The following is a 21,510-nucleotide window of genomic DNA, read 5'->3' as shown; positions in this document are numbered from 1 at the left end:
TTCACACAATGATGTTCATCCGCCCGGTTCTGCAAGGTTGCCAAGCCGTGGGGGCGACGATAGTCTTGCGCCACTCGTTTGAGGAGGGTGGTAATGGACAAGAACAGACAGAAACATCTCTATGGCTGGTTGCGCAAACAATCGGGCCATGGTCGGCGCTGGATCGGCATCTCCATCGCCTTCGGGCTGGGTCAGGGCGTCCTGATGGTGATGCAGGCTTGGTTGCTGGCGACCCTGCTGCACGGTTTCATCATCGAAGGCACAACGCCGGAGCACTCCGCCCCCCTCTTCATCAGTCTGTTGCTGGTGACCCTGACCAAGGCGGCACTGGCCTATGGCCGCGAGGTGGCGAGTTTCAAGGCGGGCAGTGCGGTGCGCCAGGCCATCCGCAAGCTGGTGCTCACCCGCCTCGCCAGGCTCGGCCCTGCCTATATCCAGCGTCGCCCCGCCGGTAGCTGGGCCAGCCTGCTGCTCGAGCAGATCGAAGAGATGCAGGACTTCTTCTCCCGTTATCTGCCCCAGATGGCCATCGCCGTCTTTATTCCCCTGGTGATCCTGGTCTCCGTGTTCCCGGTCAACTGGGCGGCGGGCCTCATTCTGCTCGGCACGGCCCCCCTCATTCCCCTCTTCATGATCCTGGTAGGGGTGGGCGCCGCCGATGCCAACCGCCGCAACTTCCAGTCGCTGGCGCGCCTCTCAGGTCACTTCCTCGATCGCCTCAAGGGGCTGCGCACCCTGCAGCTTTTCATGCGTACCCGGGCGGAAGGGGAGGCCATCCGCGATGCATCGGAAGATTTTCGCGAGCGCACCATGGAGGTGCTGCGCCTCGCCTTCCTGAGCACGGCCGTGCTGGAGTTCTTCGCCGCCATCGCGGTGGCCCTGGTGGCCGTCTACTTCGGTTTCTCCTACATCGATCACCTCAACTTTGGCAGCTATGGCGTCAAGGTCACCCTCTTTACCGGCCTGTTCGTGCTCTTCCTCGCCCCCGAGTTCTACGCGCCGCTGCGGGAACTCGGTGCCCACTATCACGCCAAGGCACAGGCCATTGGCGCCGCCGAACAACTGCTGGAATTTCTCGAGGCCGACGTGAGCGAACCCGCCTCCGGGACGCACCCCTTCCATGCGGATGGCCCCGTCAAGGTAGAAGCCCGCAGCCTGGAAGTGCTGAGCGCCGAGGGCAAGGTGCTGGTCGGTCCTCTCGATTTCACGCTGGAAGCCGGCACGCGCACCGCCCTGGTCGGCATCAGCGGCGCGGGCAAGAGCTCCCTGGTCAATGCCCTGCTCGGTTTTGCCCCCTATCGCGGTTCCCTGCGCGTCAACGGAGTGGAGCTTCGTACCCTGGACATCAGCCAGTGGCGCCAACAGCTAGGCTGGCTCTCCCAGAATCCCCAACTCTTCCACAGCTCCCTGCGGGACAACCTGCTGCTGGCCAGACCATCCGCCAGCGACGCCGAGCTGGAATCCGCGCTCAAGCGCGCCCAGGCTTGGGAGTTCGTCAATGAGAAAGGGCTGGACTATCGGGTCGGGGATCAGGCGGGCGGCCTCTCCGTCGGCCAGGCCCAGCGCATCGCCCTTGCCCGTACCCTGCTCAAGACGACCCAGATGATGGTGCTGGATGAACCCACTGCCAGCCTGGATCGCCATTCTGAGCGGGCCGTTTTGAGCGCCCTCGAACAAGCCGCACAAGGTCAGACCCTGCTGATGATCACCCACCGCCTCGATCAGCTCAGCCAGATGGACAACATCCTGGTGCTGGCGCACGGCAAGCTGGTGGAGCAGGGACGTTTTGCCGCACTCGGCGAGGCAGAGGGCCCCTTCGCCCGCCTCCTGTCGCAATCCCAAGGTTTCGGAGACTCTCTCGATGACTGATCTATTGCCGTTCCTGCGCCTTTATCGCCAGCACTGGCTCAGCCTCTCCATCGGCCTGCTGCTGGCCCTGGTCACCCTGGTGGCCGGCATGGGCCTGCTCTCCCTCTCCGGCTGGTTCCTCTCCGCCGCCGCCGTCGCCGGGCTGGCGGTCGCCACCCGAGACACCTTCAACTACATGACCCCTGCGGGGGGCGTGCGTTTCTTCTCCATCGTGCGCACCGCCAGTCGCTGGGGCGAGCGGGTCGTGAGCCACGACGCCACCTTCCGGGTGCTGACCCGGCTGCGGGTCTGGTTCTGGCAAAAGCTCTCCCCTCTCTCCCCCGGCTCCCTTGCCGGTTTTCGCCAGGCTGACCTGCTCAACCGTCTGGTGGCCGACATCGACGCCATGGATCACGTCTATCTGCGCCTCATCACCCCCATTGGGGCGGCGCTGCTGAGCTGCGCCGGGCTGGTCTTCTTCCTCTCCTTCTTCGATGGTCGCCTGGCGCTGACGCTGGGAGCCATTCTGCTCTTTGGCATGCTGGCTTTGCCCCTGGTCTTCTATTTTGCCGGGCGCGCGCCGGGCCGCCAGCTCATCGCCGAGAAGTCCAACCTGCGTACCCGCATGGTGGACTATCTGGACGGCCAGGCCGAACTGCAGATGTTCGCCGCCGCTCCCGAGGCGCTCACCGGATTGCAGCAGGCGGAGCAGGCCCTGATCCGGGCCCAGGCCCGCATGGCCCGCGTCAGCGGCCTGGCCGCCTTCTCGGTGCAGTTGCTGAGCGGCTGGACTCTGACCCTGATGCTCTGGCTGGCCGGTCACGGCGTCGGTGGCAGTGCCCCTGACCCCATCACGGCACTCATGGTGTTCGCTACCCTGGCGAGCTTCGAGGCGCTGCTGCCGCTGGCCGGTGCCTTCCAGCACCTCTCCACCAGCCTCACCTCCGCCCGCCGTCTCAACGAGATCCTGCAAGAGGCCAAGGCGCCGGAGTGGGGCGCACAGCAAGCCCCCGCTGCCCGGGGTGCCGTGCACATAAGCGACCTGCATTTCACCTATCCAGGCCAGGATGCTCCCGTGCTGCAAGGGTGCACCCTGCAACTGCATGCCGGGGAGAAGCTGGCGCTGCTGGGGCAGACCGGCTGTGGCAAGTCCACCCTGATGGGGTTGCTGACCCGGGAATGGACGGCCCTATCGGGGGAGATCCTGCTCGATGGCAAGCCCCTCACCGATTACAGCGAAGAGGCGCTGCGCGCCTCCTGCTCCGTGGTGAGCCAGCGGGTCCACCTGTTTGCCGATACCCTGCGTGGCAACCTCACCCTGGCCGCCCCCGGAGCCAGCGATGAACGGCTCATCGAGGTGCTCACCCAGGTGGGGCTCGGGACTCTGCTGCGCGATGAGGGTGAGCAGGCCGAACAGGGACTGGATGCCTGGCTCGGGGATGGCGGGCGTCCGCTCTCCGGCGGGGAGCGCCGCCGCATCGGCATCGCCCGCGCCCTGCTCCACGATGCACCGCTCTGGCTGCTGGACGAGCCCACCGAAGGGCTCGACACCCAGACCGAACGGGAGATCATGGATCTGCTGCTGACCCTGGGGGCGGATCGCACCCTGCTGCTCATCTCCCACCGCCTGCTGGGGCTGGAACGGATGGACAGGGTAGCCCTGATGGAAGAGGGTCGCATCCGTCTGTGTGCCCCCCACCAGGAGCTGCTGGAAGATGATCACTACCGCAGCCTGCACCGGCGGCTGGCCCCCGCCTGATCCGGGATCGTCTCGCTACAATCCATTGATATGGCTAAAAATGGGGCTGGTCGCCATCGGCGACTGCCCCCTATAATGGCCCACTCGCCACCCAACAAGATGCCGATATGAAACGCCTGATCCTGATGATGCCCCTGATTGCCTCCGGTTGCGCCGACTTCGCCTTCAACAGCAATCTGGACAAGGAAAACTTCGACGAGTACTTCAAGCCGGGGAGCGTGCGGATCTACGAGCAGAGCGAGCTCGCCGACCTCAACTACCTCTACCTCGGCACCGTCGAGGGGGAATCCTGCCAGAGCGATGCCAACCAGGCGGTGCCCAATGCCGGTGAAGCCCGCACCCTGGCCCGCCGCCGCGTGGCGGACATGGGGGGCAACGGCGTCAGCTTCGACAAGTGCGCCGAGTTCAGCGACGTGCCCGGCTGCCTGAAGCAGGTGATCTGCTACGGTCAGGCGCTGAAAGTGGCCGAAGAGAAGTAAGTCCTGCCATGGCGATCGCCATCGTGCGACTCGGCAGCCCCCGCCTCGAGGATGAGGGACTTCGCATCGGCACCGTGCGTCGCCCCCCTCGCGGCGTGCCCAAAGCGGCGTTCGCCAGCCAGGATTGGTACGACGTCTGGTTCCCCAATCTGGCCCCCAGCGCCGAGACCATGAAACTCGGTCAGACTGCCGACACCCCGGCCCGGTGGACCGCCTTCTGCAAGCAGTACAAGGCCGAGATGGCCGCCCCGGCCGCGAGGCACGATCTGGCCCTGCTGGCTGCCCTCTCCCACACCACCCATTTCTCGGTGGGGTGCTACTGCGAACAGGAGTCCCGGTGCCATCGCAGTGTGCTGAGGACCCTGCTGGCCGAGGCGGGGGCATTGCTGCGCTGAGCCCCGTCATGGATGAACACCCCACATGAGAAGAGGGCACCCCGGGGTGCCCTCTTCTTTATGATGTCGGCTAGTACGCATTCGATGACAAGGAAACCTCCACTCGTCGTCGCAGGGCCTGTTCCTCATCAGGGGTCATGCCCGGCAGCGGCCCCCGGGGGTTGCTGGCAAGCCATACCACCAGATCGTCAACCGTCTCCTCCAGGGGGCGAAAGTTCAGCCCATGGACGATGGCGGCCTCGGCGCTGATGGTGCCATACCCAGCATACTCCGGCAGCTCGTTTGGCAGCAGTGTGGGATAGCTTTGCCAGGGCGCCACCCCTGCCGCCATCAGGTCACGCCAGGGAGCCCACTCGAGCTGCAAGGGGGTCGCTGGCGTCAGCCGGGCAGCGAGGCGCTCCACCCAGTCGTTCAGTGCGATGCCGGGCTTGATCAGGTTGAAGCACCCAGCGAGTCGCTGCTCGGCAGCCCGCAGCACGAACTCGGCGCAGTCGCGCACATCCAGGTATTGCAGCCTGTCCTCCCCCAGCCCTGGCAAGAGCCAGTGCCCGCCCCGCTGCACCCGCCTCACCCACCAGGCAAGACGAGCGGTCGGGTCAAAGGGGCCGCAGAGCACGCCGGGGCGCAGGGTGCACAGGCGATCTCCCCAGCGGGCGCGATACACCGACTCGCACAGCACCTTGAGGGGGCCGTAGTCGGTGAGCGCTCCTGCCATCTCGTGCAAGGGGGCCGACTCATCCATGCCGGGTTGGGAAAAATCGCGATAGACACTGATGGTGGAGATGAAGATGAGCCGATCACAGCGCCCCAGCAGAGCGTCAGAGAGTCCTTCGGCCTGTTCGGGACGATAGCAGCAGGTGTCGATGACCAGATCCCAGTGCCGCCCCTCGCCCCGCAAGGGGGCCAGGTCCCCGTCTCTGTCCCCGTGAAGCTGGGTCAGCTCCCGCCAATCCGGGTGCTGGCGGTGGCCGCGATTGAACAGCGTCACCTCGTGCCCCCAATCCAGGGCCAGCGTGGTCAGGTGGCGACCCAGAAAGCCGGTGCCGCCGATAATCAACAATTTCATCCCTGTCTCTCCTCTATGGCGCCCTCTCCTTGCAGCCCCTCCACGGGCAGCCGAAACGGCCATGGCCTGGCATGGTGAGTACACGTCCCAGGCACGCTCTGATGCCGCCAGGCATATCGTCATGGTGCGGGCAGCAGGCTCCTTGCCCGCTCCCCCGCCACCCCTTTTGCCGCCCCACCCTACGCAAGTTGGCACCAGGACACAGCCCCCGGGCACCGGGTCTGGGATCGGGATCACAGGGGCCGCGTCCTGGTGCTCCCCCTGCGTTTTCGGCGTGCCTGTGCTACATTGCCCGGGTTTTCAGCTAGGATCCGCCATGAAGTTCGATATCGATACCCTAGGGATCATCCGCTCTCCCTACAAGGAGAAGTTCGCCATACCCCGCCAGCCCGGCCTGGTCAGCGCGGCTCGCGCCCGCCTCGAACTGCTTCCTCCCTACGATCAGCCCGATGCGCTGCGCGGCATCGAGCAATTCTCCCATCTCTGGATCAGCTTCGTGTTTCACCAGACCATGGATCAGGGCTGGCACCCGACGGTGCGCCCGCCGCGCCTCGGAGGCAACGAGCGGGTCGGGGTCTTTGCCACCCGCTCCACCTTCCGCCCCAACCCCCTCGGCCTCTCCGTGGTCGAACTGCACGGGGTGGGACGTGAGCGCGGCAAGCTCTGGCTCGAGCTGGGCGCCGTGGACTTGCTCGACGGCACCCCCGTTGTCGACATCAAGCCCTATGTCCCCTATGCCGACAGCCTGCCCCACGCCCGTGGCGGTTTCGCCCCCGATGCCCCTACCCCGCCGCTGGCGGTGAGCTTCAGCGCCCAGGCCGAGCAGCAGCTCGCCCCCTGGCTCAAGGCCCACCCGGAGCTGCGTGAACTGGTGAGGGAGGTGCTGGCCCAGGATCCCCGCCCTGCTTACAAGAAGGGCAAGCCGGATGACAAGGTGTACGGTGTCAGATTGTTCGATGTGAACGTGCAATTTCAGATAAAAGAACCGCAATGTCAGGTGCTGACCATCGAACCTGCTTGAAAAAACCTCTCGGGCAGCATGAAAAAAGCCACCCTCCCGGGTGGCTTTTTTATGGGCAAAACAGGGTGCTCAGCGCCGCTGCAGCAGCAGGCTGCCGATGGAGTAACCGGCCCCAAAGGAGCAGAGCACCGCGCGAGCCCCGCTCGGCAGATCCTGGTTGAAGAGGTGGAAGGCGATAATGGAACCCGCCGAGCTGGTGTTGCCGTAGCGATCGAGGATGACAGGCGCCTCCTGCTGGCTGGCGTCATGGCCCAGCAACTTGCGGCCGATGAACTGGTTCATGGTGAGGTTGGCCTGATGGAGCCAGAGCCGGCTCAAGCCATCGGCCGCCCATCCCTGCTCCGCCAGCTGGGAGGCTATCTGATCGCACACCAGGGGCAGCACCTCCTTGAACACCTTGCGCCCCTGCTGGCGGAACAGCTTGTCGTCGCCGTAGCGGGTGCGCGGGCTGAGCCGGTTCAGGAAGCCGAAGTTGTTGCGGATGTTGTTGGAGTACTGGGTCACCAGCTTGCTGGCCACCAGTTGCCAGGGGTTGGCCACCTGGCAATCGGCCTCCCGTTCCAGCAGCACGGCGGTACAGGCGTCGCCGAAGATGAAGTGACTGTCCCGATCACGGAAGTTGAGGTGACCCGAGCAGATCTCCGGATTGACCACCAGCGCCAGCCGGGCGGTGCCTGCCGCCAGCATGTCTGCGGCGGTCTTGATCCCGAAGGTGGCGGAAGAGCAGGCCACGTTCATGTCGAACGCCAGGCCGCTGGCGCCGAGATAGTGCTGCAATTCGATGGCCAGCGCCGGGTAGGGGCGTGGCATGTTGGAGGCGGCGACGATGACAAGATCGATCTCCCCCGGTTCACGACCGGCGGCAATCAGCGCCTGCTCGGCGGCCGCCACCGCCATCTCCACCATGATGGAGGGCTGATCGTCCGGGCGCTCCGCCATGAGCGGCTGCATGATGTCGGGATCAAGCACCCCCTCGCTGCTCACCAGATAGCGGCTCTTGATGCCGGAGGCCTTCTCGATGAACTCGCAGCTCGAGTGCTGTTTGGCAGGCAGCTGCCCTGCATCGATGGCGGAGGCGTTCTCCTCGTTGTAGAGATCCACGTACTGGTTGAAGGCCGCCACCAGCGCTTCATTGCTGACGGCAAAAGGAGGGGTATAGAGGCCTGAGCCACTGATTACGATAGAGGTCATCTTTGCTCCTGGCCGGGTGCAATCCCGGCTTGTCTGTTTTTTAGGGTTCAGAGGGTCACAGCTGGTCGATGGCCGCAGCCAGACCCGCCAGGGTCAGCGGGTGCATCCGCCCGCCGATCAATTCGTTCATCAACTTGATGGAGGGGTGCCACAGCCACTCCTGCCTTGGCAGCGGATTGACCCACACCATCTTGGGGAAATGTTGTTGCAGGCGCCCGAGCCACACCTGGCCGGGCTCCTCGTTCCAGTACTCTACGCTGCCACCTGGCCAGGTGATTTCATAGGGGCCCATCTTCGCATCCCCCACCACCCTGTAGTCGCTGCCGTAGGTACGCAGCAGCCGCAGGGTATCGAGCCGATCATCAAGGCGCCTGGCATTGTCCTGCCAGACGAAGTCGTAGAGGCAGTTGTGAAAATAGAAGAACACCAGGTGCTTGAACTCGTGGCGCAGGGCCGAGAAGAGGCGCTGTACCTCGGCCACATGGGCATCCATGGAGCCCCCTACGTCGAAGAAGACCAGCAGTTTGACCCCGTTGTGGCGCTCGGGCCGCAGCTTCACATCGAGCCAGCCTTGCCTGGCCGAGCTTTGGATGGTGTCGTCGAGATCCAGCTCGTCGGGATTGCCCCGGCGCACCCAGCGCCTGAGCTTGCGCAGGGCGAGCTGGATGGCGCGCTGCCCCAGGGGCGAGTCGTCACTGAAGTTGCGAAAGTGGCGCGCCTCCCACACCTTGGTCGCCCGCCCGTGCTGGCCCTCTCCCCCCATGCGGATCCCTTCCGGGTGATAGCCGCCGTGACCGAACGGGCTGCTGCCCCCGGTGCCGACCCACTTGTTGCCGCCCGCGTGGCGCGCTTTCTGCTCGCTTAGCCGCTGGTTGAGGGTCTCCAGCAGCTGGTCGAGCCCGCCGAGGGATTGGAGCAACGCCTTCTCCTCCGGGCTTAACAGTCGCTCGAACTCCTGGCGCAGCCAGTCGTCAGGCAGGCTCTCCGGCAACAGGGGGATGGCGGCCAATCCCTCGTAATACTCGGCGAAGGCGCGATCGAAGCGATCGTAGTGCGCCTCATCCTTCACCAGCAGGCAGCGGGATAGCTGGTAGAACTCGTCCATGTCGAGGCTGGCCAGCTGGGCAGCCAGCGCCGCGTGCAAGTCCAGCAATTCGCGCAGGCTGCAGGGGAGCTTGTGACGGCGCAGATGGGTAAAAAAGTCGATCAGCATGGGTCAGCTGCCGCGTCTGGCCAGAAAAGCGAGCTTCTCAAACAGATGCAGGTCCTGCTCGGTCTTGAGCAGGGCACCGTAGAGAGCGGGCACCAGCTTGCCGGGCTCACGGGTGCGCAGGGCCTCGGGGGCGATATCGTCGGCCAACAACAGCCGGATCCAGTCCAGCAGCTCGGAGGTGGACGGTTTTTTGCGCAGCCCCTCTACCGCACGCAGCTCAAAGAAAAGCGTCATCGCCTCGTCCAGCAGCCGCTCCTTGAGGTCGGGGTAATGGAGCTTGACGATGGCCTGCATCTCGGCCTTGTCGGGAAAGCGGATGTAGTGGAAGAAACAGCGGCGCAGGAAGGCGTCCGGCAGCTCTTTTTCGTTGTTGGAGGTGATGATGACCACGGGGCGCTGGCGCGCCTTCACGCGCTCGCCGGTCTCGTAGACATCGAACTCCATCCGATCCAGCTCCAGCAGCAGATCGTTGGGAAACTCGATGTCCGCCTTGTCGATTTCATCGATGAGCAGCACTGGCCGCTGATCTGCGCTGAAGGCCTGCCACAGCTTGCCCCGGCGGATGTAGTGGCCTATCTCCCCTACCCTGGGGTCGCCGAGCTGGGAGTCTCGCAGCCGGGCGACGGCATCATATTCGTAGAGCCCCTGCTGGGCCTTGGTGGTGGACTTGATGTGCCAGCTGATGAGCTCGGCGCCCAGGGATTCGGCCACCGCCTCCGCCAGCACTGTCTTGCCCGTACCGGGCTCACCCTTGATGAGCAGCGGCTTCTCCAGCACGATGGCGGCATCGACGGCCATCTTCAGTGCCTGTGATGCGAGATAGCGATCGCTTCCTGCAAATCCCATGAGATCCCTTCCATTGGATGCCCAGGCAGCGGGAGCCCCCTCGGCAAGAGAGAATAAGTTCTATATGTTGTAATAACATATTGTTATAACGATTCGTCACTTCTCATTCAGAAACCACAGGGTAATCTTGTTTCATCGCCTTAACAAACACAGGGATAGCACCATGAGCAAAATTTTTGAGGACAACAGCCAGACCATAGGCAACACCCCGCTTGTTCGTCTCAACCGTGTTACCAAGGGCCGCGTGCTGGCCAAGATCGAGAGCCGCAACCCGAGCTTCAGCGTCAAGTGCCGGATCGGTGCCAACCTCATCTGGGATGCCGAGAAACGCGGCGTGCTGACCAAGGGCAAGGAGATCATTGAGCCCACCAGCGGCAACACGGGCATTGCCCTGGCATTCGTGGCTGCGGCCCGCGGCTATCCCATCACCCTGACCATGCCGGCCACCATGAGCCTGGAGCGCCGCAAACTGCTCAAGGCCCTGGGTGCCAACCTGGTGCTGACCGAAGGCCCCCTCGGCATGAAGGGCGCCATTGCCAAGGCCAACGAGATCCTCGAATCCGAGCCGGGCAAGTACGTGCTGCTGCAACAGTTTGAAAACCCGGCCAACCCGGAAATCCACGAGCAGACCACTGGCCCCGAGATCTGGGACGCCACCGATGGCGAAGTGGATGTGTTCGTGGCGGGCGTCGGCACCGGCGGCACCATCACCGGGGTCTCCCGCTACATCAAGAAGACCAAAGGCAAGGCCATCGTCTCCGTGGCGGTCGAGCCCAGCGAATCCCCCGTCATCAGCCAGAAACTGGCGGGTGAAGAGATAAAGCCCGGTCCCCACAAGATCCAGGGCATCGGCGCCGGCTTCATCCCGGGCAACCTGGATTTGAGCCTGCTGGACCGGGTCGAGCAGGTGAGCAGTGACGAAGCCATCGAGATGGCCCGCCGCCTGATGGAAGAGGAAGGGATCCTGGCCGGTATCAGCTCCGGCGCTGCCGTGGTCGCTGCCAACCGTCTGGCCGAGCTGCCGGAGTTCGAAGGGAAAACGATTGTCGTCATCCTGCCGAGCGCCGCCGAGCGTTACCTCTCCAGCGCCCTCTTCGCCGGTGTGTTCAGCGAGCAGGAATTGCAGCAGTAGTTGATCAGCCAACACCAAAACGACGGCGCTCCTCGGAGCGCCGTTTTCATTATGCGCTAAACTCTCTAGCCACCAGTGCCACTCGGCCCCTTATTTTTTGGGGTAAAATAACAAACTTGGATATGACAAAAAAAGCAGACATTCTGTGATAAATCTCATATCCTGTGCGGCGTCACGAGGTGTTTGCTGGCAAGGTATCACAAGGTAACAAAGTGTTATTTTTCGTTATAAAATAATTTCAGGCCAGGCCTGACGCGGCTTGCAGCCTGATAGCGAAAAAATACCTGGCCACGACGCCGAATACTGCACAGAAAATTGACCTGGATTAAACCATTGCAGGTCTGATTTCGTTACTTTACAACATATCCATACTGACACGGTGAGACAGGAAGCCTCATTGGCGACCATCTCTCCAAACAATATCAATAATATGGGGTGAAACCATGTACGAGAAGTCTGTTGTTATTACTGCTGAAAACGGCCTGCACACCCGTCCTGCAGCTCAGTTCGTGAAAGAAGCCAAAGAATTCCAAAGCGAGATCACTGTGGTCTCCGGTGGCAAATCCGCCAGCGCCAAGAGCCTGTTCAAGCTCCAGACCCTGGGTCTGACCAAAGGCACCAACGTGACCATCCAGGCTGACGGCCCGGACGCTCAGAAAGCCGTTGAGAAGCTGGTTGCCCTGATGGACGAGCTGGAGTAATCCAGCTTTATTCCTCCCCCACAGTCGTTTTAATAGGAAGGATTATGATATCTGGCATTCTTGCGTCCCCCGGTATCGCATTCGGCAAGGCGCTTCTTCTGAAAGAAGATGAAATCGTTATCAATCAGGGCAAGATTCCCGCCGAACAGATTGATGCCGAGATCAACCGCTTCCTCGAAGCCCGCACCAAGTCAGCCGCACAGCTGGAAGCCATCAAAGAGATGGCCGGTCGCACCTTCGGTGAAGAAAAAGAGGCCATCTTCGAAGGCCACATCATGCTGCTCGAAGATGAAGAGCTGGAAGGGGATATCAGATCCTTCATCAAAGAACACAAGGCCTCTGCCGACAGAGCCGTTCACGAGGTGATCGAACAGTACGCCAAGATGATGGCCGATCTGGATGACCCCTATCTGCGTGAGCGCGCCACCGACTTCCGTGACATCGGCACCCGTCTGGTCAAGAACGTACTGGGCATCGCCGTTGTCAACCTGAGCACCATCGACGAAGAGGTCATCCTGGTCGCCAAAGACCTGACCCCGTCTGAAACCGCTCAGATCAACCTGAAATACGTGCTGGGCTTCGTCACCGACATCGGTGGCCGTACCTCCCACACCTCCATCATGGCCCGCTCCCTGGAGCTGCCGGCCGTCGTGGGCACCAACGACATCACCGAGCGCGTCAAGAACGGTGACATGCTGGTGCTGGATGCGATCAACAACCAGGTCATCATCAACCCGACCGCCGACCAGTTGAACGAAGCCAAGAAGTTCCAGGCCCAGTTCCAGGCAGAGAAGGACGAGCTGGCCAAGCTCAAAGACCTGCCTGCCATCACTCTGGATGGCCACCAGGTCGAAGTGTGCGCCAACATCGGGACCGTCAAGGATACCGAGGGTGCCATACGCAACGGCGCCGAAGGCGTGGGTCTGTACCGTACCGAGTTCCTGTTCATGGACCGTGACGCGCTGCCGACCGAAGACGAGCAGTTCAAGGCTTACAAAGAAGTGGCCGAAGCCATGCCGGATCAACCGATCATCGTCCGTACCATGGACATCGGCGGCGACAAAGAACTGCCCTACATGAATTTCCCGAAAGAGATGAACCCCTTCCTGGGCTGGCGTGCCGTGCGTATCTTCTTCGATCGCACCGACATCATGCACGCCCAGCTGCGGGCCATCCTGCGTGCGTCTGCCTTCGGCAAACTGCGCATCATGTTCCCGATGATCATCTCCGTCGAAGAGTTCCGCAGCCTGAAGGCTACCGTGGAGACGCTGAAAGCCGAACTGCGTGCCGAAGGCAAAGCCTTTGATGAATCCATCGAAGTGGGTATCATGATTGAGACCCCGGCCGCGGCCGTGATGGCTCATCATCTGGCCAAGGAAGTGGATTTCTTCAGTATCGGTACCAACGACCTGACCCAGTACACCCTGGCTGTCGACCGTGGTAACGAGATGATTTCCGCCATGTACAACCCGCTGTCACCCTCCGTCCTGACCCTGATCAAGATGGTGATCGACGCTTCCCATGACAATGGCAAGTGGACCGGTATGTGCGGTGAACTGGCTGGTGACGAACGCGCCACCCTGCTGCTGCTGGGTATGGGTCTGGATGAGTTCTCCATGAGCGCCATCTCTGTACCGCGTATCAAGAAGCTTATCCGCAACACCAACTTCGAAGATGTGAAGGCCATGGCCGACCAGGCGCTGAGCTTTGCCACCGCCGCCGAAATCGAAGCGTGCGTAGATAACTTTATTAAGCAGAAGGCAGTCTGCTAAGATCGGCTGCAAACAGCGACAATCATCTCTAGGAGCTTTTACTATGGGTCTGTTCGACAAACTGAAGAAACTGGTTTCCGACGACAGTTCTGACACTGGCGGCATCGAAATCTTTGCTCCGCTGTCCGGCGAAATCGTCCCCATCGAAGATGTGCCTGACGTCGTCTTCGCCGAGAAGATCGTCGGCGACGGCATCGCCATCAAGCCGGCCGGCAACAAGATGGTTGCTCCGTGCGACGGCACCATCGGCAAAATCTTCGAGACCAACCACGCGTTCTCTCTGGAGTCCGACTCTGGTATCGAGCTGTTCGTTCACTTCGGTATCGACACCGTCGAGCTGAAGGGTGAAGGTTTCACCCGTATCGCTCAGGAAGGTCAACAGGTCAAGCGCGGTGACACTATCATCGAGTTCGATCTGGCCGTTCTGGAAGCCAAAGCCAAGTCTACCCTGACGCCTGTGGTCATCTCCAACATGGACGAGATCAAAGAGCTGGTGAAGATGACTGGCGCCGTGACCGTGGGCGAAACCCCGGTGATCCGCATCAAGAAATAATGCGCCCTGGCCTGACGCCAGCGACCGCCAAAAACCGAAGCCTGGTGCTTCGGTTTTTTTTTGCCCCTTCCATCCCCCGATACTCCATGGGCTCCCGCACAGGTCAGCATGACGGCAAACAGGCAGAAATGTTATCGAGATCAACACGGGCATAAGCAAGCCGAGTACCCTCAAGAGGGATACCTGCGGGTCCTTTGGCTCGATATGAGACGGGATGAAAAGAGATAAGCCGCTTAAGTGGCGAGGAGACAACGATGCTGAGAAATTCCGAACAACGTTATGGCAGCCTGAGCATAGGGCTGCACTGGTTGACCTTGCTGCTGATGATCGCCGTCTATGCGCTGATGGAGTTCAGGGACATCTTCCCCAAAGGGTCGGCCGGACGCGACCTGATGAAGGAGTTTCACTTCATGGTGGGTCTGCTGATCCTGGCGCTGGTGGTCGTGCGCCTGCTGGTGCGCGTGGGTAGCCCTTCACCGCGTATCGTGCCCGAGCTCTCCCCCCTGATGCTCACGCTGGCCAAGCTCGCCCATCTGGCGCTCTATGGCTTCCTGATCCTCACCCCGCTGCTGGGCTGGCTGCTGTTGAGCGCAGGGGGCAAGCCCATTCCCTTCTTCGGCCTGGCGCTCCCCGCCCTCATCGCCCCCGATGACGGCCTGAAGGGCACCATCAAGGAGTTGCACGAGACGCTGGCCAACATTGGCTATGCTCTGATTGCCCTGCACGCAGCGGCAGCCATCTACCACCACCATGTGCTCAAGGACAACACCCTGACCAATATGCTGCCCGAGCGCAAATAACCAGCAACGGGTTGCACACCAACAAAAAGGCCCCCTGTGACAGGGGCCTTTTTGTTCATGGAGGGTCATGGGCGACACGTCGTCAGCCGGGCAACACCACCCGGCTTTCACCTCCGCCGAGGGCCTCCACCCGCACCTGCACACCGATCCGCTCCACCAGGGTCTGCACGTGGGAGATGACCCCGATCTGGCGGCCGGCCGCCTGCAGGGAATCGAGGCTGGCGAGCGCCAGATCCAGACTGTCGGGATCGAGGGTGCCGAAGCCCTCGTCGATGAACAGCGATTCGACCTGGGTCTGACGCGACGACAGGCTGGAGAGGGCCAGCGCCAGCGCCAGCGACACCAGGAAGCTCTCGCCGCCGGAGAGGGAATCCACCGAGCGCACCTCGTCCCCCATGTCGAGATCCACCACCTGCAGCGCCAGATCGGTGCCGGGCACCCGCTCCAGCCGATAGCGGGGGGAGAGCTCGGCGAGCTGGGCGTTGGCCTCCAGCAGCAGCCGCTCCAGGGTGAGGCTCTGGGCGAAGGTGCGCAGCTTGGCGCCGCTGGCAGAACCGATGAGATCACAGAGCCGCTGCCAATGATCCGCCACCGCCTGCTGGGCAGCCAGCTCCTCCTGCAAGGTGCCCGCCTTGAGGGCCGCCGCCTCGGCCTGGGCCAGCGTGCTCTTGCACTGGAACAGCTGCTCGTCGAGGGCGCGGCAGTGCGCCTCCAGCGCCGTCAGCCGGCTGTCGAGCTCCTGTGGCGCCAACGCGGCCAGCTCGGGGTGATGCTCGCGGTAACGATCCCGCTTGCTCTCCTCCAGCGCCAGCGCCCGCTGCCGCTCGGTCAAACGGGTACGCGCCTCGGCGCGGGCATCCTCCAGCGCCTGCAAGGCGGCGCGGCGCCCCTTGAGCTCATCCGGGCTCATGGCCAGCAGGCGGCGCAGATTATATTCGGCGATGCCGAGGCTGCTGGCGTGGGCAGCCCAGCGCCCCAGCACCTCCCGTCGCCGCCGGCTGCTCACCTGCTTCTCCTGCTCCAGATGGCTGAGACGGGTCTTGAGCTCGGTCTGGCGCTCGCGCAGGGTGCGGGCCGCCCCCTGCATCGTCTCCAGCTCGCTGGCCAGTTGCTGCAGCCGCTGCTGCCAGCGGCTCTCGACCAGGGCAATCTCCTCCCCCCCCAGGCAGGTGGCACGACTGGTAACCAGCCCCTGCCGTTGCTGTTCATGTTCCTTGTAGTCGCGCTCGAGCTTGTGCAGCAGCTCACGCTGGGTCTGCAAGCGCGCCTCCTGAGCACTCAGGGTCGGGGTGAGGCTGGCAATCTCGCCGGTCAGCCGCTCCCACTCGCTCTGGCCGTGCAGCCAGGCCTCGCAGGCCCGCTGCCACTCGCGCCACTGCTGGCTGCCCAGCCACTGACGCCAGGGCTGGCCTCCCATCTGCTCGTCGAGCCGGCTGCCCCCCTGCTCAAGGCGCTGGCGCAGGGTCGTTTCCTGCTCGCCCATCCCCTTCACCTCCCCTTCCAGGGCGATGCGCTGGCGGTCGGCCTCCTGCCACTGCTGCTCGAACTGCTGGTGCTGGCTGGCCAGCTGGCTCAGCTGCTGGCGCACGGCCTGCAACTGCTGCTGCCCCTGCTGGGCCTCGCGCAGTTGCTGCTGGCTGCGGGCCAGCCCCTGCTCCAGACTCTGGCCGCGGCCGAGCAGGGTACTCATCAACTCGTTCCACTCGATCGGGCTCTGACGCAGCGGCAGCGGATGGCCCAGCAGGGTATCGCCTCCCAGCTGTTGCCAGCGCAAGGTCAGTTGCTCGGCGCGCGTCTCCAGCTCAGGCAGATGTTGCTGACGCACCGCCAGCTGGCGGGCCAGCTCCTGGCGCTCGCTCTCGCACTGAATGTATTGGTGATTGAGCCGATCCCACTCAAGCTCCAGGCTGCGGGCACGCTCCGCCAGTTGCCCCAGAATGCCCGCCACCTGTGGTTGGCTCTGGTGATAGGGGTGCTCCTCGGCGCCGCAGAGCGGGCAAGGTTCACCGTCGCGCAGGATGTGGCGATGCTGCTCGAAACTGGCGATGGCACGGGACTGTTCCAGCGCGTGGCGTGCCTCGTCCCGTTGCAGGGCGAGCCGCTCGCGGGCCGGCGTCAGCTCGTCGCCGAGGATGGCCAGCTTGCCGAGCGCCTGCTCCAGCTGGGCGATCTCCTGCTGCAGGCGACCATGCTGCTCACCGTGATTGCGGCCATAGTCCGCCAGCTCCAGCAGCTGGCGCAGCTGGCCCAGTTGTTCGGTCTGCCCTTGCCACTGCTCCTGCGCCTTGGCCAGGTGCCCCTCCCATTGCTGCTCCTGCAATTCGTGCTGCTGTTGCTGCAGCCGCGCCTGCTCGCGCTGCCAGTAGTCGCGCTCCTGCTGCCCCTGCTCCAGCTGGTGCTGCAACTGCCTGAGGGCGCGCAGCTTGTGCTCGCGCAGGGTGAGCAGTTGCTGCAGCCTGTCGGCATCCTCGGCCCAATCCTGCATGGCGGTGAGCAGGGGCTGCCACTGGCGGGCCACCGGCGCCAGCTCCTTGTGCTCCTCAAGCCAGGCGCCCCACTGCAGGTGCTGGGCCTTGAGCTGCTCCACCTGCTGGCGCTGCTGGCGCCAGCCCTGTTCCAGAGTGAGCTGCACCTCCCGCTCCTGCGACCCCTCCTGCTGGATCTTCTGCAGTTGCTGCTGCTTTTCCCGAATGCGGGTGTCGAGCTCCTGCGCCCGTTTGAGTTCAGGCTGCAGGGCTCCCCACTCGCGCTCGGCGGCGATCTTCTCCGCCAGCAGTTGCTGTTCGGTGAGGGCGCTCTGCTGGGTCTGCTCCTCCAGCTTGCCAAGTTCGGGGCCAAGCTCGGCCAGTGCCTTCTCCTGCTGCTGCACCTCCAGGGTGAGGCGAGCCAGCTCGTCGTGATCGGCGCGGGCCACCTGGGCCTGCTCGGCGCGGGCGAACTCCTCCCGCTCGGGAGCGGCCGCACCGTGGGCAGCCTCCGCCGCGGCAAGGGCCGCCTCTCCCTCCTGACAGGCCTGCAACTGCGCAGCGATGCGGCCGTTGAGATCGCGCAAGTCCTGCATCAGTTGCTGTTGCTGCTGCTCGTGTTTGAGGCTGGTGGCGAGGCTGACCTGCTGGCTCACCCACTGCTCGCGGGTCGCCTCGTCCATCAGCGCCACGTCGCCGAGCCGCTGGCTGATGGCGGCGAGTTGCTGCAGCTCCTCCCGCGCCCGTTCATGGGTCTGGACCGAAATGGCGGAGTAGAGCTCGGTGCCGGTCATCCGTTCGAGCAGGGCCGAACGCTCGTCGGCACTCGATTTGAGGAAGGCGGCAAACTCCCCCTGAGGCAGGATGACGGCGCGGCGAAACTGCTCCCAGGAGAGCCCCACCAGCTCGTCGATGCGATCCTGCAGCTCCCGCTTGCTGCCACTGAATACCTGGCCCGACACCACGTCGGTCAGGCTGCGCTCCTGGGCCTGAAAGCGCCCCTCGGCGCGGTTGCGAGCCCGGCGCACCGCCCAGCGGGCCAGCCAGATGCGGCCGTCGCAGCCGCGAAACTGCACCTCGGCAAAACCGCTGGCGTGGCCGCGGCTGAGGATGCCGCGCACGTCGTTGGCCTTGAGCTTCTCCTCGTCATCCATGCGGCCCACTTCGGCGACATTCTTGCGATTGGCGATAAAGCGCGGCATCTCGTCGTATAGCGCCAGACAGATGGCATCGAGCAGGGTACTCTTGCCCGCGCCGGTATTGCCGGTGATGGCAAACAGGCCGGCGGCCCCCAGGGCGCCACCGGCAAAATCGATGGTGAATTGACCGGTCAGGCTGGCCAGATTCTCCCCTGACAGCGACAAGATTTTCATTGGCTGGACTCCTTCACCTGCTCCAGGATCTCTTCAAACGACGCCACCAGCTCGGCCTCCGGCTCCCCGTCGAACTGACGCTGATAGCAGAGGCGAAACACCTCGGTGGGGGAGAGCTCATCGAGCCGGCGCTGGCCGGCACCATCCGCCAGCCCCTGGCCCGAGCCTTGATAACTGGTCGTGATGCGGGCAAGGCGCACCGGCTTGTCGCCGATGGCGGCCAGCACGCGCTCGCGGATGCGGGCCTCGGGTTTGGGCAGCAGCAGCCGCACCTCGAGGAAGGGCTGCGCCTGCTGCGGACAAGCGGGCAGCGCCAGCGCCTCGATGGCCTTGAGCGCCTCGTCGAGGCCGCTCTGGGGCAGCCGGATCATCTCCACCGCCCGGGGCACCGGGATCCGCTCAAGGCGGGCCAGCTTGCCCCCCTCAAACGTCACCTCCAGCACCTGATGGTTGTAATTCGCCTCGGCCAGCGAGAGCGGCAGCGGCGAGCCGCTGTAGTGCACTCCCTCGGCCGGACTCTGGGCCAGGTGCAGGTGACCCAGCGCCGTGTAGTCGGCGGCGGCAAACAGCTCGGCAGGCAGGGCATGCTGGTTGCCGCCGAGCACCCGCCGCTCGGAAAGCTCGGAGAGCTGACCCGCCGCCAGATAGGCGTGGCCCATGGCGATGAGGACCTGATCCGGATGGCAGCGCGCACGCCCCTCGCTCAGCACCGCCTCATAGACCTGGCGTACCCCTTCGATGAGTCTGTCCTGCCCCTCGCCGAGCCCGTCGGGGCGCAGATCGCTGCTGCGCAGAAACGGCACGGCGGCGCACCAGGCGGCCACCTCGCCGTTTTTGCCTCGCAGCGGCACCAGCAGGCGCTCAGTCTCGAGGCGCCCCTCGTCGTCCCGACTGATGCTGCCCACCAGATGCAGGTCGAAGGCGCGCAGCAGCTCATGGGGGGCATCCAGCTTGGAGGGGGAGTCGTGGTTGCCGCCGATGAGCACCATCTCCAGTGCCGGGTGCTCGGCGCGCAGCCGCGCCAGGAAGCGGTAGAGCTGCTGCCAGGCGCTGGCGGGAGGGTTGGCGGTGTCGAACAGATCGCCCGCCACCAGCAGGGCGTCGATGTCGCGGCGCTTGATGGTGTCGGCCAGCCAGTCGAGGAAGGCGTCGTGTTCGAAGCGACGGTCGTGGCCGTGAAGCTGATGACCGAGGTGCCAGTCGGCGGTGTGCAGGATCTTCATGGAAAACGGCTCGATAAGGAGAAGAGAGCGGGGGCGAGGGCGCCCCGGGATGGAGACAAGATGAGGATGGTGCCCCCCGTTTTCAACCGGGGCAGCCCCAGACGTCAGATTCAGACGGCTTGGTAATGCATCTGGTACTGAAGATGGCCGGTGAGGGGATCGGGCACCTCCCCCCCGATTTCAAAGCCGTGGCGGCGGTAGAAACGCACCGCCGGCTCGTTCTCCACGAAGACCCGGGTATGCAGCTCGGCACATCTGGATCTGGCTTCCTGCAACAGGGCGTGCCCCACCCCCCGCCCCTGCCTATCGGGGCGCACGAAGAGTGCGGCCAGGTAATCATCCACCAGCGCCATGAAGCCGAGCAGGTCCCCTCGCTCCTCGAACACCCAGATGCGGGCGTGATCGAGGTAGCGGGTACGCAGCTCCTCCTGAGCCTGCCACCAGCAGGAGGCATCGACGAAATCGTGGGCCTGCAGGGAGGCCAGGAGCCAGATTTCGACGATCTCTTCCATGTCTTCCGGCCGACTCTGTCTCAACATGGTCGCCTCCTTGTCAGCAATGTGAACACTCGCAGTCTAGGGGAGTTGGGCCCGCGCCCGGGGGATCAAGATGGGGCCCTGTGAGGTCGATCGCCCTTTATTTAGCGAGAATGATTGGCTGATCACAAAGCGCCTCTCTAGTACAATGCCCGCCGGACAATCTAGAGACCGAGGACGCCATGTGGTTTAAAAACCTGCAGATTTACCGCTTTACCCGCCCCTTCGACCTGACCGTTGAGCAGCTGGAAACCCAGCTGGAAGCCTGCGCCTTCACCCCATGCGGCAGCCAGGACATCTCCCGGTTCGGGTGGGTCAAGCCCCTTGGCAAATTCGGCTCCACCCTGACCCACGCCGCCTCTGGCCATATCCTGCTGTGCGCTCGCAAGGAAGAGAAGATGCTGCCCGGCACCGTGGTCAAGGAGATGCTGGCGGAGAAGGTAGAGGCCATTGAATTCGAGCAGGGCCGCGCCCTCAAGAAGAAAGAGAAGGAGGCGCTGAAAGAGGAGATCATGCACACTCTGCTGCCCCGCGCCTTCAGCCGCACCAGCCAGACCTTCGCCTGGATAAACCCTGCCGACAACCTGATGGTGGTGGATGCAGGCTCCGCCAAGAAGGCGGACGATCTGCTGGCGCTCTTGCGCAAATCCATCGGCTCCCTGCCGGTGGTGCCGGTGGCCCTCAAGAACCCGCCCGAGATCACCATGACCGAGTGGCTCAACGAGAGCAACCTGCCCGCCGCCTTCACCCTGGAGGACGAAGCCGAGCTGCGCAGCGCCATGGAGCACGGCGGCATCATCCGCTGCAAGCAGCAGGATCTGATGAGCGAGGAGATCAAGAATCACCTGGCCAACGACAAGCTGGTGACCAAGCTGGCCCTCAACTGGGGCGAAACCCTGAGCTTCGTGCTGGGGGATGATCTCTCCATCAAGCGCCTCAAGTTCAGCGAAGAGCTGCGCGAGCAGAACGACGACGTCACCAGTGAAGATCCCGCCGCCCGCCTGGACGCCGACTTCGCCCTGGTCACCGCCGAGCTCTCCCAGTTCATCCCGGCCCTGTTTGCTGCCCTGGGTGGTGAAGAGCAGTCCATCTAAGCAAATTGGCTCAGCCTGATTGCAAAAAACCGCCTTCACGGCG

18 protein-coding genes are annotated in these 21,510 nt (G+C 63.6%); 11 read left to right on the top strand and 7 right to left on the bottom strand.

What is annotated here, in order from left to right:
* Positions 1-93: 93 nt before the first annotated feature.
* The 4 genes from cydD to J9893_RS13300 all read left to right on the top strand — a co-directional run bounded on the left by cydD (position 94) and on the right by J9893_RS13300 (position 4,481).
* The gene (cydD, locus tag J9893_RS13315) at positions 94-1,869 is read left to right on the top strand and encodes a cysteine/glutathione ABC transporter permease/ATP-binding protein CydD (RefSeq protein ID WP_210600585.1); all 1,776 of its coding nucleotides are present in this window, start codon (positions 94-96) and stop codon (positions 1,867-1,869) included.
* A complete protein-coding gene (cydC, locus tag J9893_RS13310) occupies positions 1,862-3,607 on the top strand; it encodes a cysteine/glutathione ABC transporter ATP-binding protein/permease CydC (RefSeq protein WP_182957638.1) in 1,746 nt (581 codons plus the stop codon). Before cydD ends, cydC begins: the two co-directional genes overlap by 8 nt.
* A gap of 107 nt (positions 3,608-3,714) precedes the next feature.
* Positions 3,715-4,086 carry an Rcs stress response system protein RcsF gene (gene rcsF, locus J9893_RS13305; protein WP_010673578.1) on the top strand — a complete coding sequence of 124 codons (372 nt, stop codon included), beginning with the start codon at positions 3,715-3,717 and terminating at the stop codon, positions 4,084-4,086.
* Positions 4,087-4,094: 8 nt separating this feature from the next.
* Positions 4,095-4,481, top strand: coding sequence for a DUF488 family protein (locus J9893_RS13300; protein ID WP_125117404.1), 387 nt, complete (start codon positions 4,095-4,097; stop codon positions 4,479-4,481).
* Positions 4,482-4,551: 70 nt separating this feature from the next.
* Here J9893_RS13300 and J9893_RS13295 read toward each other — a convergent pair whose 3' ends face one another.
* On the bottom strand, positions 4,552-5,547 hold the full coding sequence (locus J9893_RS13295; protein ID WP_210600584.1) for an NAD-dependent epimerase/dehydratase family protein: 996 nt from the start codon (positions 5,545-5,547) through the stop codon (positions 4,552-4,554).
* Between the two features lie 316 nt (positions 5,548-5,863).
* Between J9893_RS13295 and tsaA the strand changes: the two genes are divergently transcribed.
* Positions 5,864-6,568 carry a tRNA (N6-threonylcarbamoyladenosine(37)-N6)-methyltransferase TrmO gene (gene tsaA, locus J9893_RS13290; RefSeq protein ID WP_201936433.1) on the top strand — a complete coding sequence of 235 codons (705 nt, stop codon included), beginning with the start codon at positions 5,864-5,866 and terminating at the stop codon, positions 6,566-6,568.
* Positions 6,569-6,637: 69 nt separating this feature from the next.
* Here tsaA and J9893_RS13285 read toward each other — a convergent pair whose 3' ends face one another.
* Genes J9893_RS13285 through J9893_RS13275 form a run of 3 tightly spaced genes read right to left on the bottom strand, consistent with a single transcriptional unit; the run spans position 6,638 to position 9,818 of the window.
* The gene (locus J9893_RS13285; protein WP_128273873.1) at positions 6,638-7,759 is read right to left on the bottom strand and encodes a beta-ketoacyl-ACP synthase III; all 1,122 of its coding nucleotides are present in this window, start codon (positions 7,757-7,759) and stop codon (positions 6,638-6,640) included.
* Positions 7,760-7,814: 55 nt separating this feature from the next.
* Positions 7,815-8,972, bottom strand: coding sequence for a VWA domain-containing protein (locus tag J9893_RS13280; protein ID WP_210600583.1), 1,158 nt, complete (start codon positions 8,970-8,972; stop codon positions 7,815-7,817).
* 3 nt (positions 8,973-8,975) lie between these two features.
* The gene (locus J9893_RS13275) at positions 8,976-9,818 is read right to left on the bottom strand and encodes a MoxR family ATPase (RefSeq protein WP_210600582.1); all 843 of its coding nucleotides are present in this window, start codon (positions 9,816-9,818) and stop codon (positions 8,976-8,978) included.
* A gap of 163 nt (positions 9,819-9,981) precedes the next feature.
* On the opposite strand from J9893_RS13275, the gene cysK reads away from it, so the two are divergent.
* The 5 genes from cysK to J9893_RS13250 all read left to right on the top strand — a co-directional run bounded on the left by cysK (position 9,982) and on the right by J9893_RS13250 (position 14,776).
* The gene (cysK, locus tag J9893_RS13270) at positions 9,982-10,950 is read left to right on the top strand and encodes a cysteine synthase A (protein ID WP_041213300.1); all 969 of its coding nucleotides are present in this window, start codon (positions 9,982-9,984) and stop codon (positions 10,948-10,950) included.
* Positions 10,951-11,393: 443 nt separating this feature from the next.
* Entirely contained in the window at positions 11,394-11,651 is a 258-nt protein-coding gene (locus tag J9893_RS13265) for an HPr family phosphocarrier protein (RefSeq protein ID WP_005303128.1), read from the top strand.
* A gap of 44 nt (positions 11,652-11,695) precedes the next feature.
* Positions 11,696-13,423, top strand: coding sequence for a phosphoenolpyruvate-protein phosphotransferase PtsI (ptsI, locus tag J9893_RS13260; RefSeq protein WP_041213301.1), 1,728 nt, complete (start codon positions 11,696-11,698; stop codon positions 13,421-13,423).
* 43 nt (positions 13,424-13,466) lie between these two features.
* Complete coding sequence (gene crr / locus J9893_RS13255) at positions 13,467-13,976, top strand: PTS glucose transporter subunit IIA (RefSeq protein WP_010673569.1); 510 nt, start codon at positions 13,467-13,469, stop codon at positions 13,974-13,976.
* 254 nt (positions 13,977-14,230) lie between these two features.
* Positions 14,231-14,776 carry a cytochrome b gene (locus J9893_RS13250; RefSeq protein ID WP_053288243.1) on the top strand — a complete coding sequence of 182 codons (546 nt, stop codon included), beginning with the start codon at positions 14,231-14,233 and terminating at the stop codon, positions 14,774-14,776.
* Positions 14,777-14,858: 82 nt separating this feature from the next.
* On the opposite strand, the gene J9893_RS13245 is transcribed toward J9893_RS13250, so the two are convergent.
* The 3 genes from J9893_RS13245 to J9893_RS13235 form a co-directional block, all read right to left on the bottom strand.
* The gene (locus J9893_RS13245) at positions 14,859-18,614 is read right to left on the bottom strand and encodes an AAA family ATPase (protein ID WP_210600581.1); all 3,756 of its coding nucleotides are present in this window, start codon (positions 18,612-18,614) and stop codon (positions 14,859-14,861) included.
* Positions 18,611-19,837 carry an exonuclease SbcCD subunit D C-terminal domain-containing protein gene (locus tag J9893_RS13240; RefSeq protein WP_161470657.1) on the bottom strand — a complete coding sequence of 409 codons (1,227 nt, stop codon included), beginning with the start codon at positions 19,835-19,837 and terminating at the stop codon, positions 18,611-18,613. The genes J9893_RS13245 and J9893_RS13240 overlap by 4 nt, the downstream gene beginning before the upstream one ends.
* A gap of 110 nt (positions 19,838-19,947) precedes the next feature.
* Positions 19,948-20,376 carry a GNAT family N-acetyltransferase gene (locus J9893_RS13235; protein WP_010673565.1) on the bottom strand — a complete coding sequence of 143 codons (429 nt, stop codon included), beginning with the start codon at positions 20,374-20,376 and terminating at the stop codon, positions 19,948-19,950.
* 179 nt (positions 20,377-20,555) lie between these two features.
* On the opposite strand from J9893_RS13235, the gene rdgC reads away from it, so the two are divergent.
* On the top strand, positions 20,556-21,467 hold the full coding sequence (rdgC, locus tag J9893_RS13230) for a recombination-associated protein RdgC (RefSeq protein WP_210600580.1): 912 nt from the start codon (positions 20,556-20,558) through the stop codon (positions 21,465-21,467).
* The last annotated feature ends 43 nt before the right edge of the window (positions 21,468-21,510 follow it).

Source organism: Aeromonas sp. MaB10011B (genome assembly GCF_017939325.1).
GTDB classification, from domain to species: Bacteria; Pseudomonadota; Gammaproteobacteria; order Enterobacterales; family Aeromonadaceae; genus Aeromonas; species Aeromonas caviae.
Note: the sequence above shows the minus strand (reverse complement) of the source record. Positions and strands in the feature narration are given on the sequence as shown.